This window comes from Methylococcus mesophilus, from assembly GCF_026247885.1.
Lineage (GTDB): Bacteria > Pseudomonadota > Gammaproteobacteria > Methylococcales > Methylococcaceae > Methylococcus > Methylococcus mesophilus.
Genome location: NZ_CP110921.1, coordinates 2715569 through 2729923, shown reverse-complemented (window position 1 = coordinate 2729923; position 14355 = coordinate 2715569). Strand labels below are relative to the sequence as shown.

Here is a 14355-nt window from a genome sequence, read left to right as displayed (position 1 = left end):
GGTTAAGCCGTTCATGAAAATGCGGCCCCGCATGAGGCCGGTCGGAGCAATCTCTCGAACGCGTCCTCCGGCAGCGGCTTGGAAAACAGATACCCCTGGAAGTAGTCGCAGCCGATGCGGGCGAGCAGCTTGTGCTGTTCCGGAGTTTCCACCCCTTCGGCGATGACCTTCAAACCCAGCCTGTGCGCCATCGTCACGATGGCTTCCGACAACAGGAAGCTCTTGGAATGCGGCGTCATGTCCTGGACGAATGCCCGGTCGATCTTGAGGTAATCGATCCTGAACTCCTTGAGATACGCCAGAGAAGAATACCCCGTCCCGAAGTCGTCGAGCGCTATTTGGATACCCGCGGCCCGAAACTGAGCGAGCTTTTCGGCGATCGCCTGGTCCGTATCCATCAGCAGCGTCTCGGTAATTTCGATCGCCAGCACGCCGCCGTCCAGCCCGAGTTCCCGCAGCCGCTCCAGCCATCCGCCGAAATCCCTGCCGCCGGCATGAAACTGCAGAGGCGAGACGTTGATGCTGACTTGGAAATCGGCCCCGAACCTGCGGCGCCAGCGTGCCGCCTGGCGCGCCGCCTGCTCGAACACCCAATCGCCGATCCCGTGTATGCTGCCACAGTCTTCGGCGATCGGTATGAAAATTGCGGGGTCCACCTCTCCGAACTCGGGATGAGTCCAGCGGAGCAAGGCCTCGGCCTTGCGTATCCGGCCGGAGGCCAGTTCGACGATGGGCTGATAGTGCAATCGCAACTGGCCCGCCTGCGCCGCGTCCCGCAGCGCCTGGCTCAGGCGCACCCGCATCGACATGGCGCGCTGCATCTCGGGATTGAACGCCTGATAGCCGTTGCGCCCCGCCCGCTTTGCCGCATACATCGCCTGGTCTGCATTCCGCAACAGGCCGTCGGTGCCGGGGGCATCGTCCGGAAAGACCGTGATGCCGACGCTCGCGGAAACATGGGCGAGATGATCCCCCAGTTGGTATGGCTTGCTCAGGCTGTCGATGATGGCACGTGCCAGCCACTCGACCTCGCCCATGTCCTCGAAGTCCGGTACGATCACGGTGAACTCGTCGCCGCCAAGCCTGGCCACGGTCACGGTCTCCGACTCGCTGACACAGCGCCGGATGCGGTGCGCCACCTGGACCAGCAGGGCATCGCCCTGGTGGTGCCCCAAGGTATCGTTGACCTCCTTGAAGTGATCGAGATCGATGTAGAGCAACGCCACGCGACTGTTGTCGCGGTGCGCCCGCTCGCCGGCCTGGGCCAGTCGCTCGGCGAACAGCTGCCGGTTGGGCAGCTGAGTCAAGGCGTCGTAGCGCGCCTGGAACTCGATCAGGGCTTCCGATTCTTTCTTCTCGGTGATGTCCGCGAACAGGGCGACCCGCAGATAGACTTCGCCGGAATCGTCGTAAATCGTGTTGATCGTCAACTGCTCAGCGTATTCTTCGCCGCTCTTGCGCTTGTTCCAGATCTCCCCCTGCCAGGTCCCCGTCGTATGCAGAGCCTCCCACATGGCCCGGTAAAAGGCGGCATCGTGCCGGCCCGAGTGCAGCAGTTTCGGATCCTTGCCGACCACGTCCTCAGGGCCGTACCCCGTGAGAGCGACGAAAGCGGGATTGACCGCCACGATCCGGTTAGCGGCGTTCACCAGCAGCATGCCTTCGCTGGAGGCGTTGAACACCATTCCCGCCACCTGCAGCTGCTCCCGGGCCGCCTTGTGTTCGGCGATCTCCCGTTGCAGACGCCGTTCCTGCAAAACCAGCTTGATATGATTGCGCAGCCGCGCCTTGACGATGGCCATCGGAAAGGGCTTGGTGATGTAATCCACCGCGCCCAGGCTCAGCCCGAAGGCTTCATCGTGCTCGCCGTCCTTGGCCGTCAGGAAGATGACCGGGACGTCGCGGGTCCGCTCCTCCGCCTTGAGTCGGCGGCAGACCTCGAAGCCGTCCATACCCGGCATCAACACGTCTAACAGGATGAGGTCGGGCTTCGCCCCCGCCTCCAGCAGAAATAACGCCTCGGCCCCGGACGTCGCGAACTGGACCTCGAACTCCGGTTCCAGGGCGCTCATTAAGATATCTATGTTCGCCAGCGCATCGTCGACGATCAGAATGCGGGCAACCCGGTCCTCAGTTTCGCTCATTCCTCTCTCCAGCCTTGCGATGCCATCAGGGCACGCAGCCCCTCACCAGCGTCCTTGAAATGTAATTGCCGCACCTCAGCCTCGATCTTGCCGAAAACCCCAGCCAGCGCCGTACCGGCAAGACCGGAGGCGACTTCCTGCGCCAGCGCCCTGGCCTGGCCCCGGTTCTGCGCCAGCAAGGCCTCCAGCTCACGCAAGCGCGGCAGCCAAATCGCGGGGTCCGGAGCATGCTCGGCGACGCGTTGATCGCCAATTGCCTCGGCCTGCGCCGAGCACAGCGGAGCGACGCTATCGAGCACCGCCGCCAGCGCGTGTTCAAAGGCCATGCGCGAGTGAAGTTCCCTGCGCTGCAACTCGTCTTCGAACCGCTGGGCGGCGTCGTACAGCGCGCCGGCGCCTATCGTAGCCGCCAGGCCCTTGACGGTGTGTACCAAACGCTCCGCGTCCTGCCACCGGTCAGAGCGAAGATAAGCATCCAGCTTGCCGGCTGCGGTCTCGAAATCGTCGCGACACCGGGCGATGGCGCTGCGCAGGATGCTCCAGCTTTGGCCGGTATGGGACAGGGCGCGGTCGAGGTCGAGGCCGGGCAAATCGAAAGGTGCTTCGTCGGCCTCAGCGCGTCGCCCCTCATCTAGTCGCCTGCCCGGCGGAATCCAACGGACCAGCGCCGCCGCCAGCTTCTCCGGGTCGATCGGCTTGTTGATGTGATCGTTCATGCCGGCGGCCGTGGTCCGCCGCTGGTCCTTGACCATGGCCGCGGCTGTCATGGCAATGACGGGAAGCCCGCGGGCTTTGTCCAGAGTGCGTATCGCCGCAGTAGCTGCAAAACCGTCCATGACCGGCATTTGCAAATCCATCAGGACGGCATCGTAATCGCGCTCCTTCACCCTTTCTACGGCCTCACGGCCGTTCACCGCCAGCTCGACGACCATGCCCATCTTTTCGAGCAAGCGCTCGGCGACCAGCTGGTTGGTGGGATTGTCCTCGACCAGCAGCACACGGGCACCGCGTATGGGCCACGTCAGCGAAAACAAGTCGGCCTCTCTCGCGTGCCGCTTAGACCGCGGCGGCGCCGCACCGGGATTCTGGATACGAGCGACGGTATCGAACAGGCTCGATGGCTTCACCGGTTTGTCCAGGACCGCATCGAACCTGACTTTTCCGGACGCCTCCAGCACCTGGTGCCGTCCGTAGGCAGTGACCATGATCACGACGGGAGGCCGCGCCACTTCGCCCCGTTCGGCCATTTGGTTGACCCGATGCGCCATCTCGATGCCGTCCATCACCGGCATCTTCCAGTCGACGATCAGCAGCTCGAACGGCATACCCGCCCGATCGGCGTCGACGAGACGCCTCAAGCCGTCCTCGGCACTCCCCGCCAGACTCACACCGAATTCCCAGGAGACGAGAATATTGCTCAGCAACTGCAGCGAGGTGTCTTGATCGTCCACCACCAAAGCCCTCATGCCGCGCAGCTCGCCCGGATCTCGCGCCGGCGCGCCGGCTTCGGCCGGCAACAGGGGAACCGTGAACCGGAAAGTGCTGCCCCGCCCGGACACGCTTTCGACGTCGATCTCGCCCCCCATCAGCTCGACCAGACTTTTACTGATGGCTAGGCCCAAGCCGGTGCCCCCGTAGCGGCGCGTAGTGGTGGTATCGGCCTGACTGAAGGACTGGAACAACTGACCCTGCTCTTCCTCGCCCATGCCGATGCCGGTGTCGCGCACCGACACGCCCAACGCTGCCTCTTTTCCGGCTTGCGGCACCCACTCCAATTTGACGTGGACTTCCCCGCGCTCGGTGAACTTGACCGCATTGCCCACCAGGTTGTTGAGCACTTGGCTCAGCCGCAGCGGGTCACCCCGCAACCGGTGCGGCAAATCCGGAGGAACCTCCAAGAACAGCTCCAGCCCCTTGGCTTCCGCCATGACCGAGAACAGGTCGATGACGGTATCCAGCAAATCGTCCAGATCGAAGTCCACCGATTCGAGAGCCAACCTTCCGGCTTCGATCTTGGAATAATCGAGAATGTCGTTGAGTATGCCGAGCAGGGCGTTCGACGAGCTCTGTATTTTGCCGACATAGTCGCGCTGCACCCGGTCCAGACGAGTGTCCAGCAGCAGTTGCGACAATCCGATCACGGCGTTCATCGGCGTGCGGATTTCGTGGCTCATGTTGGATACGAAGTCGCTCTTGGCCCGGCTGGCCGTCTCGGCGGCGATTCTCGCTTCCTGCAGCCGGGATTCGAGCTCGCGCTGGGCCGTGATGTCCTGGTTGGTACCGACCATCTGCACCGCGGCGCCGCTCGCGTCGCGCTCGATGAGACCCATCGCCTGCACGTAGCGCACGCCGCCGTCTGGTCGAACGATCCGGAACACCGGATCGAAGCGCCCTTTGCCGTTCAAAGCCGTCTGAAGCTTTTCCACGGCGTGCTTCCGATCCTCCGGGTGGAGGCTGGATTCCCACAGCCGGTAACACAATTCGTCTTTGCGCAAATCGTTGGGAACACCGTAGATTTCGAACATCCGCTTGTCCCAGACGAGGCTGTTGTCGGCGAAGGTCCAGATCCATATGCCCAGCTCGGCGGCGTCCGCCGCCATCCGCAAGCGATCATAGGCTATCTGCAGCGCCCGCTGGCTTTGCCTGCTACTGGTGACGTCCCGCCACAGTGCCGCGAAATACTTGCGTCCCCCGACCTCGACCAGCCGGCTCCTGACTTCGACGTCGATCAGACTACCGTCCTTATGCCGGTGCACGGTCACGAAATCGAGATTCTGGCTGCCCTGCAGCAATGCTGCAAAATGCATCTCCAGCCCCTGGCCGTCGAATTGCGCGTTGATCTGGGAGAGCCGCAAGCGGGAAAACTCCTCCCGGCTATAGCCCAAATCCCGACAAGCGGCCTCGTTGAACTCGACGAAACAATGGGTGCGGGGATCGAGCAGCACGATGCCGTCGGCGGCCTGCTGGACCGTCGTCCGATAAATCTCCTCCCGCTGCGCCAAGGCTGCTTCGGCCAGCTTGCGATCGGCAATTTCCTTGGCCAGTTCCTCATTGAGTGCGATCAACCGGTCCAGGCTGGGCAGGCTCGCCAAGGCAGGGACGCGCGGCAGCAAGTAAACCAGCGTTGCCGCCGACACCGCCGCGGTGACAGCCTTGGCGATGGCGGTCTGCCAATACATCGGTATCCACAGTGTCACCACGTCCAGCAGATGCGTCGTGCCGCAGGCCAGGATGAAGGCGGCGAATAGCAACAGCACGCCGCGTACTTTCGCGCCGCCGCGCCTCCGGGCGAAGAAGAAAAGGATGATTGGGATGGCGAAATAGGCCAGGAAGGTCAGACCGTCGCTGATGACGAAAGTCCACAGCAAGGCGGGCGACCACTTGATGCAGTAGCCATGGGGGATGAACTGGTCAAAGGATTCCATGAGCGCAGGCCAGAAATTGACTCCAAATTGTTCTCTCAAATACCGCTTATACTGCAGCCGCTATCCACTCAACAAATCCGCGCGATGACTGATGTCACGGGCAAAGGCGAGACCAACACCTCACCAAGGTCCCCAGCCTCCGCCATACATACCGCCGTACATCATGCCGTAGTTCATGCTTTGGTCGAGTTGCCACAGGCTCGCCTGGAGCTGCGCGTCCGCGCGGCCTTTTTCGGCCAGCAGCTTTTTCAAGCGTTCGTGTGCAGCGTCGTCGCCCTGGTAATAGCAGCCGCAATGGGCCGGATCGGCATACAGGTAATCGACATGGTCGCCCGCGTTGTCCGCCAGCAGATGTCCCGGCGGGAGGGAATAGAGCTGATCGATACGATCGGCGGTGCGGGGATACACGGCCCGGAAGCCCGCCGCAGCAAGCAGGGCCTCGTCGCTGTCTAGGCTGTCCACCGCCCCCGCGCAACCGGCCAGCATAGCCGGAATCAAGCTCAACAGAATCGATTTACTCATGGTGGGGGTCTGGACGCGTTGGTGATGGGATGACGGCAAGTGTATCGAAACGGCTCTAGCTTGACGGCCAAGAACCGGCTCCAAACGCAAGGACAGACAAACACATTTGACCGCGCCGCCGGGTAACGCTTTAATCACCACTTCCGAATGCATCGAAATGCCGCTTCCGGTCCGCTTTTCACAGCACACCCCGTTCGCTCCCGATCAGCCCCCGCTTTGCCTTTGAGTTCCGATGAGTAGTGTTCCGCATCCGGCGAGCCCTTCCGCCGACCTGGTCCGTCCCTCGCTGGCCGGGCTGATCCGCCTGAACCATCCGGCCTCCGGCATCGGCCTGTACCGGATCGCGGTGAAGGCGGTGGAAAGCGGCGGCTATCTCTCGCGCTTCAAGGCGCGCGGGATGGAGTTCGACGAGTCGCGGCCCTACGCCCCGGGAGACGACGTCCGCAACCTGGACTGGCGGGTCACGGCGCGGACGGGCCGGACCCACACCAAGCTGTTCCGGGAAGAGCGCGAGCGGCCGGTGATGCTGTCGGTGGACTACCGCGCGGCGATGTGGTTCGCCACCCGCGGGGCGTTCAAATCGGTGCGCGTCGCCCAGCTCGCCTCCCTCCTGGCCTGGAGCGCAAGCCACCACGGCGATCGGGTGGGCGGCCAGGTCTTTTCCGATCACGGCTGCAGCGAATTCAAGCCAGAGCACGGCCAGCGCGGGGTGCTTCGCCTCATCCGGCAACTGGCGGAGGCGCAGGCTCCCGCGCTGCCGACAGCGGCGTCCGAAGCCGTGCCGGCCACGGCCATGAAACGCTTGCAGCAGCACGTGAAGCCGGGGACTTTGGTGTTCGTGCTCAGCGACTTCCGCGGCTTCGACACCGCCGCGCAAACCGCCCTGAGCGCCCTGGCGCGGCATTCCTCGGTGGTGCTGGTGTTCGTGTACGATCCGCTGGAGGCGGGATTGCCGAAATCGGGCCATTTCCGGGTGAGCGACACGATCCGGGAAACGGCCTTCGACGCCGGCCACCGCAGCGCCGAGCGCTGGCGCGAGAAATTCGAAACGCGCCGCGGCGCACTGGAGCGCTACGCCCGCGGCCATCGCATGCGCTGGCTCGAATGTTCCACCGCGGACGATCCGCTGGCTTTCCTGCAGCGGGCGCTGCGCGCCTCGTCGAAAACACGCTGAAGGCATGGAGCCGCAACTCGATCTCCGCGACATCCATCTGCCCCCGCCGGTTGGCTGGTGGCCCCCTGCGCCCGGCTGGTGGCTGGCGCCCCTGCTGGCCGTCGCGCTGACCCTGATCCTATGGCTCGTTTGGAAACGCCTCATCCGCAACCCGCTGAGAAAAGCAGTGCTGCGCGAGTTGGCCGCAATCGAAGCCTTGGACGGCCTCGAGCCGGCCGAAAAAGCCCGGCGGGTCTCGGTCCTGTTGCGGCGCACCTGCCTGACTCTCTATCCCCGGCAGGAAGTGGCAGGGCTGACCGGCCAGGCCTGGCTGGACCGGCTGGATTCCGTGCTGGGCGACCGCCGCTTCCGCGACGGCCCCGGCCGCTGCCTCGCCGACGCACCCTACCGGCCCGCCAGCGAAGCGGACCCGGCCGCCCTGTTCGCCTTGTGCCGGGACTGGGCGCGTAAACTGCCCCGGCCGGCACGCCGCGCTCACTGATCCCCCGCATCATGTTCGAATTCGCCTGGCCCCTGCTGTTTCTCGCTCTGCCTTTGCCCCTCGCCGTCCGCTGGCTCTGGCGGCCCGCGCCGCGCGGCGGCGGAGCGGCGCTGCGGGTCGCCTTCGCCGGAGAATTCGCCGACTTGGGCAACGCGAGCCCCGCGGTACCGGGCAGCCGCGCGCCGCTGATCCTCGCCGCGTTGGGTTGGCTGCTGCTGGTCGCCGCCGCGGCCCGGCCGCAGTGGTTGGGCGAGCCGATCGAGCAGACCGTGAGCGGACGCGATCTGATGCTGGCCGTGGACCTGTCCGGCAGCATGGACATCGAGGATTTCGTGGTCAACCGCGAAGTCTCCAACCGGCTCGAGGCGGTCAAGCGGGTGGCGACCGCTTTCATCGAGCGGCGCACCGGCGACCGGGTCGGGTTGATCCTGTTCGGTGAACAGGCCTATCTCCAGGTGCCGCTCACCTTCGACCGCAAAACCGTCCAGAACCTGCTCAACGAGGCCGCGATCGGCCTGGCCGGCGACAAGACCGCGATCGGCGATGCCATCGGCTTGGCGATCAAGCGCCTGCGCGACAATCCGGCCGACCAGCGGGTGCTGATCCTGCTCAGCGACGGCGCCAACACCGCCGGCCAGGTGCAGCCGCTGCAGGCCGCCGAACTGGCCGCGCGGGAAGGGCTCAAGATCTACACCATCGGCGTCGGCGCGGACGAAATGATCGTGCGCGACTTTTTCGGCACCCGCCGGGTCAATCCTTCCGAGGACCTGGACGAGGCCGCGATGACCGCCATCGCGGAAAAGACGGGGGGACGCTATTTCCGCGCCCGCAACACCGAGGAGCTGGATCAGATCTACACCCTGCTGGACCAGCTCGAACCCGCCTCGCGCGATGCCCAGTATTTCCGACCCCGCGACGAACTCTATCCCTGGCCGCTGACGCTCGCGCTGCTGGCCGGCGTCGGCGCGCTGTGGCTGCGCGGAAGGAACGCCTCATGATGGAATTTCATTTTCTCCGCCCGCTCTGGCTGGCGGCCTGGATTCCCCTGGCGCTGGCACTTTGGTACTGGCGCCGCCGCAGGCAGGGGGAGGGCGACTGGGCGAATATCTGCGACGACGACCTGCTGCCGCATCTGTTGATCGGCACGCCGGGGCGGACCGGGAAGCTGTCGTGGTGGCTCGGCACGATCGTCGGTGTCCTGTCGGTCCTGGCTGCAGCCGGCCCCACCTGGGAGCGTCAGCAGATGCCGGCATTCCGGAACCAGTCGGCGCTGGTGATCGCGCTGGAACTGTCCCCGGCCATCGACGCAGCCGACCTTCAGCCCTCGCGCCTCACCCGGCTGCGCTATGCGGTCACCGACCTGCTGAAGCACCGCAAGGACGGCCAGACGGCGCTGCTCGTCTACGGCGGCGATGCTTTCACGGTAACGCCGCTGACCGACGACGTCGACACCATCGACGCCCAGCTCCCAGCCCTGAGTTCCGACCTGGTGCCGGCCACGGGCCACGACGTCGGGCGTGCGCTGGCCCTGGCCGCCCAACTGCTGCGGGATGGCGGTTTCGGGCGGGGCGACATCCTGCTGGCCGCGGTGCAGGCGGACCCGGCAGCCGAGGCATTGGCGGCGAAGCTGCGCGGCGAAGGCTTCCGGGTCTCGGTGCTGGGCATCGGCACCGAAACTGGCGTACCGATTCCCCAGCGAAGCGGCGGCTTCCGCAAGGGCGCCGACGGCGAGATCGAACTGTCGCGCCTGGACGCACCCGCGCTGCGCGAGCTGGCCGGCCAGGGCGGCGGGCGCTACCTCGAATTGAGCGCCGGCGCCGCGGCCACCGACGCCCTCACATCCTTCTTCGAGCAAAGCGCCCGCCGCAATGAGGGCATGGAGGCCGCCATGAAACTGGAGCTGTGGGAAGACCGCGGCCCTTGGCTGCTGCTGCTGGTCCTGCCTTTGGCGGCATTGGGCTTCCGCCGCGGCTGGCTGGCCTTACTGGTGTTCGCCCTGCCATTGCCGCGCCCCGCAGAGGCACTGGACTGGCAAGGGCTCTGGCAGACCCCGGACCAGCAGGCCGCGGAAGCCTTCCAAGCTAAGCAATTCGACGAGGCCGCCGGGAACTTCCGGAATCCGGCCTGGAAAGGCGCGGCCGAGTACCGCGCCGGCAAATACGAGGAAGCGGCCAAGTCCTTGGAGGGGCTCGACACAGCCGATGCCGCCTACAATCGGGGCAACGCCCTGGCCCGGGCCGGCAAACTTCCCGACGCCCTCAAGGCCTACGATCAAGCCCTCCGGCTCGATCCCAATAACGAAGACGCCCGCCACAACCGCGAAGCGGTCGAAGAGGCCCTGAAACAACAGCAGCAACAGCAGAAGCCGCAATCCGATGCCGAGAACCGGGATCAGGAACAGAAGGACCAGAACGGGAGCAACCAGGACCAGCAGAATCCTCAGGAGCAGAAATCTGACCAGGATCAGTCTCGGGAGCCCCCCCAGCAGGACGAAAAAGCGCCCGAACAGGCGGGTGAGCAAAACCGGGAACAGCAACACGAAACGGCAGAGGGGCAGCAGCAGCCTCCGTCGTCATCGCCCCAGCCGCAGCCACAAGAACCAGCCGGCGAGGAAGGCCTGAACCAGGAGCAAAAGATGCCGCAAGCCGAATCCCGATCCGAAGACGAAAAGGAGCAGGCCACCGAGCAATGGCTCAAACGCATTCCAGACGATCCCGGCGGCCTGCTTCGGCGCAAGTTCCTCTATCAATACCGGCAGCGCCAGCAACGCTCGGGAGGACAATGAACATGGCGAAACAACACAGACAGGCATGGCGCCTGATGATCCTGGGCCTGCTGCTGTACCTGGGCCTGAGCGGCACCGGCATGGCTGCGGAAATCACCGTTACGGCCGACCGCGACCCCATACCCCTCAACGAGTCTTTCAACCTCACCTTCAGCGCCGGCGAATCGCCCGACGATGAGCCGGACTTCTCCCCGCTGAATCAGGATTTCCGGGTGCTGGGCCAAAGCCAGAACAGCCAGATCTCGATGGTCAACGGCAAGCTCAGCCGCAGCACAGAATGGACCGTCTCGGTTGTCGCCAAACATGCTGGCAAGCTGACCGTGCCGCCCGTCGCTTTCGGCGCCGACCGCTCCAGGGCCTTGACTGTGACGGTCACGGACCGGCCGGCGCCGGGACAGGCGCGCGGTTCGGGTGACGACGCCCTCTTGATCGAAGTCGACGCCTCGCCGAAAAACCCGTACGTCCAGGCACAGGCGATCTATACCCTACGCGTGCTCTACCGGACCAATCTGGGGCGGGCCCAGCTGAGTCCGCTGGAGATTCCCGATGCACTGGTCCAGCAACTGGGGGACAAGCGCAATTTCTCGACGGAACGCAACGGCAACACCTATGCGGCGACCGAAATCCGCTATGCCATCTTTCCGCAGAAGAGCGGCGCCCTGCGTATCCCGCCGCTGACCCTGGACGCCGAAGTGCAGGCCGGCGGACGGGGTGGCTTCAACCCGTTCTTCGGGCGCCCGATGAAGACCGTCAGCCTGCAATCCGAGGCCGTCGAGCTGCAAGTGCGGCCGGCCCCTGCCGCATTTTCGGGCAAACATTGGCTGCCCGCGGAAAACGTGATGCTGGAGGAAACCCTGTCGCCCGACAACGCCAGGGTCGAGGCCGGCCAGCCGCTCACGCGCACCCTCACGCTCCGGGTGCAAGGGGCTACCGTAGGGGTGCTGCCGGAACTGGGCCTGGCGGGAGTCCCAGCGGACATCCGCCGTTATCCCGACCAGCCGGCCATGGACGAGCAGCGGCAAGGTACCGGACTCATCAGCACCCGCCAGGAAAAGACGGCCCTGATCCCCGATAAGCCGGGCCGCTACACTCTTCCCGCCATCGAGGTGCCATGGTGGAACATCGCCACCGAAAAAATCGAAGTGGCGCGCCTCCCCGAACGCGAGATCGAAGTCGGCGCAGGTGCCGCGGTGCCGGTCCAGCCGGTCCCGACCTCCGCGCCCGCAACCGCGGCGGAAGCGGCAAACACCGCGCCTGCATCCGCCGCCGGACAGGCGGAAGGCGGCATGGCGGCCTCTCCGGTCTGGTTCTGGCTCAGCCTCATCCTCGCGGGAGGATGGCTGATCACAGGGGGCCTGTGGTGGCGAGCGGCCCGGCGGAATCGGGAGGAAATTACAAAAAATCCGCCCGGATCCCGGAAACCTTCCGACCAACGGCGCATGCGCGAACTGAAGGAAGCCTGTGCAGCCAACGATCCCGAACGAACCCGCCGCGCCCTGCTCGACTGGGCCTCGCTGCGCTGGCCGGACAGCGAAACGTCCTTGGAAGGGATTGCCGGACGCTCCGAAGGCGAGCTCAAGAACGCCGTCCAGACGCTCAGCCGGGCGCTTTACGGGCATCCCCGGACGGAGTGGCAAGGTACGGCCCTGTGGGCCGCGATCGTCACCACCGATCTCGGCAAATCCAGGGCGGAGAACCGCGCTCCGACGGCGATCGTCTCCTTGCATCCGCCAGCCGAGACCACGCCTTAGAGCGGGGCGTGGTCGCCGAATGCCCTGTCGATGGCCCAGTAGAGCCCATGGGTCAGGAGGAAACCCAACAGGAACCCTCCGATGAAGAACTCGGAAGCATGGTGGCCGAAATGCTCCCCGAGAAATTTACCGACCAGGAAACCGACGAGCAGGGCCAGCCCCACGCGGAGGCGGTGGAAAATATCCCGTTTGGTCATGTTTATTGGTTATCTCCGATAGCGAAAGGCGTGTCCGCCGCATTGCGCGGCAGGCCTGCCTTTATAGGATAATAAATCCTTTTTCACCACTCTCCTTTTCCCCGGCTCCCCGTTCATGAAAAAGCGTCTGGAAATCTTGCTGCGCAGCGCGATGGAGCGACTGCAAACCGCGGGCGACCTGCCCGCCGACGCGGAAGTACCGCTTCAGATCGAACGCACCCGCGATCCCGCGCATGGCGATTTCGCGGCCAACACGGCCATGCTGCTGGCCAAATCCGCCCGCTGCAATCCGCGCCAGCTGGCGGAAAGGATTTGCGCGGCGCTTCCCGAAGACCCGGCGGTCGTCCGCACCGAAATCGCAGGTCCAGGCTTCATCAACTTCTTCATCGACCCGGCCGCCCAGCACCGGATCATCGCAGAGATACACGCCCAGGGTCCGGGCTTCGGCCGCAGCAAGAACGGGGCCGGGAAACGGGTGCAGGTCGAATTCGTCTCCGCCAATCCCACTGGACCGCTGCACGTCGGTCACGGCCGCGGCGCCGCCTACGGCGCGGTGGTCGCCGACCTGCTCGAAGCGGCCGGCTTCGACGTGCACCGGGAATACTACGTCAACGACGCCGGGCGGCAGATGGACATCCTGGCCGCCAGCGTCTGGCTGCGCTATCTGGAGAACTGCGGCGAAGTCCTGCCGTTTCCGGCCAACGCCTACCGCGGCGAATACGTGCGCGACGTGGCGGCTGACCTCCACCGCGCCCAGGGCGAGCGCTACCGGATTTCCGCGGACGACGTCCTGGCCGGGCTGCCGCCGGACGAACCCCAGGGCGGCGACAAGGAGGAATATATCGACGCGATGGTCCGCAAAGCGAAGGACGCGCTCGGCCCCGAGCGTTACCGCGAGGTGTTCACTGCCGGCCTGGACAGCATCCTCGACGACATCCGCGACGATCTGGGCGAATTCGGCACCCATTACCAGGAATGGTTCTCCGAGCTGAGCCTGACCGAAACCGGCGCGGTCGAGCGGGCCTTGCTGAAGCTCAAGGACTCGGGCTACGTCTATGAGAAGGATGGCGCGCAATGGTTCGCCTCCACCCGGCTGGGCGACGAAAAGGACCGGGTGCTGGTGCGCGAGAACGGCCAGACCACTTATTTCGCCTCCGACGTCGCCTATCACCTGAACAAGCTGGAGCGCGGCTTCGACCGCATCGTCAACGTCTGGGGCGCCGACCACCACGGCTACATCCCGCGCGTCAAGGCCGCCATCCAGGCCTTGGGGGGCGATGCCGGCAAACTGGAAGTGCTGCTGGTGCAGTTCGCCGTGCTGTACCGGGGCGAGGAGCGGGTGCAGATGTCCACCCGCTCCGGGGAATTCGTCACCCTGCGCCAGCTCCGCAACGAGGTCGGCAAGGACGCGGCGCGGTTCTTCTACGTGATGCGCAAATCCGACCAGCACATGGATTTCGACCTCAAGCTGGCCACTTCCCGCACCAACGAAAATCCTGTCTACTACGTGCAGTACGCCCACGCCCGGGTATGCAGCGTGTTCCGGCAGCTCGACGAAAAGGGCTGGGCGCGGGATCTGGGGCGCGGGATGCAGCATCTCGAAAGGCTGAGCGAGCCGCACGAACTCGCGCTGGCGGGCAACCTCTCGCGCTATCCCGAAATCTTGGAGCAGGCGGCGCTGCAATACGCGCCGCATCACCTGGTGCACTATCTGCGCGACCTCGCCGCAGAATTCCACGGCTACTATAATAGCTGCCAGTTCCTGGTCGAGGACGGGGACCTGCGGGACGCCCGTCTGAATCTGATCGATGCCGTACGGCAAGTCGTCGCCAACGGTCTCGGCTTGCTGGGCGTGTCTGCTCCCGAAACCATGTAG

10 protein-coding genes are annotated in these 14355 nt (G+C 65.0%); 6 read left to right on the top strand and 4 right to left on the bottom strand.

Features of this window, described 5'->3' with window-relative positions:
- Nucleotides 1-11: 11 nt before the first annotated feature.
- The 3 genes from OOT43_RS12915 to OOT43_RS12905 all read right to left on the bottom strand — a co-directional run bounded on the left by OOT43_RS12915 (nt 12) and on the right by OOT43_RS12905 (nt 6091).
- Nucleotides 12-2144 (bottom strand): EAL domain-containing response regulator, encoded by a 2133-nt coding sequence (locus OOT43_RS12915; RefSeq protein WP_266020992.1) that lies wholly within the window; start codon nt 2142-2144, stop codon nt 12-14.
- Entirely contained in the window at nt 2141-5569 is a 3429-nt protein-coding gene (locus OOT43_RS12910) for a hybrid sensor histidine kinase/response regulator (protein ID WP_266020991.1), read from the bottom strand. Before OOT43_RS12910 ends, OOT43_RS12915 begins: the two co-directional genes overlap by 4 nt.
- 120 nt (nt 5570-5689) lie before the next feature.
- Entirely contained in the window at nt 5690-6091 is a 402-nt protein-coding gene (locus OOT43_RS12905) for a hypothetical protein (RefSeq protein ID WP_266020990.1), read from the bottom strand.
- Nucleotides 6092-6323: 232 nt separating this feature from the next.
- Between OOT43_RS12905 and OOT43_RS12900 the strand changes: the two genes are divergently transcribed.
- The 5 genes from OOT43_RS12900 to OOT43_RS12880 are packed head-to-tail and all read left to right on the top strand — an operon-like array spanning nt 6324 to nt 12282.
- Nucleotides 6324-7265, top strand: a complete 942-nt coding sequence (locus OOT43_RS12900; RefSeq protein ID WP_266020989.1) for a DUF58 domain-containing protein — start codon at nt 6324-6326, stop codon at nt 7263-7265.
- Between the two features lie 4 nt (nt 7266-7269).
- Complete coding sequence (locus OOT43_RS12895) at nt 7270-7746, top strand: DUF4381 domain-containing protein (protein WP_266020988.1); 477 nt, start codon at nt 7270-7272, stop codon at nt 7744-7746.
- A gap of 11 nt (nt 7747-7757) precedes the next feature.
- Complete coding sequence (locus OOT43_RS12890) at nt 7758-8744, top strand: vWA domain-containing protein (RefSeq protein WP_266020987.1); 987 nt, start codon at nt 7758-7760, stop codon at nt 8742-8744.
- Nucleotides 8741-10531 (top strand): vWA domain-containing protein, encoded by a 1791-nt coding sequence (locus tag OOT43_RS12885; RefSeq protein WP_266020986.1) that lies wholly within the window; start codon nt 8741-8743, stop codon nt 10529-10531. Before OOT43_RS12890 ends, OOT43_RS12885 begins: the two co-directional genes overlap by 4 nt.
- A gap of 2 nt (nt 10532-10533) precedes the next feature.
- Nucleotides 10534-12282: a BatD family protein gene (locus OOT43_RS12880; protein WP_266020985.1), complete on the top strand. Its 1749-nt coding sequence runs from the start codon at nt 10534-10536 to the stop codon at nt 12280-12282.
- On the opposite strand, the gene OOT43_RS12875 is transcribed toward OOT43_RS12880, so the two are convergent.
- Entirely contained in the window at nt 12279-12479 is a 201-nt protein-coding gene (locus OOT43_RS12875) for a hypothetical protein (protein WP_266020984.1), read from the bottom strand. The two genes, OOT43_RS12880 and OOT43_RS12875, sit on opposite strands and share 4 nt — an antisense overlap.
- A 115-nt stretch (nt 12480-12594) precedes the next feature.
- On the opposite strand from OOT43_RS12875, the gene argS reads away from it, so the two are divergent.
- Nucleotides 12595-14355, top strand: a complete 1761-nt coding sequence (gene argS / locus OOT43_RS12870; protein WP_266020983.1) for an arginine--tRNA ligase — start codon at nt 12595-12597, stop codon at nt 14353-14355.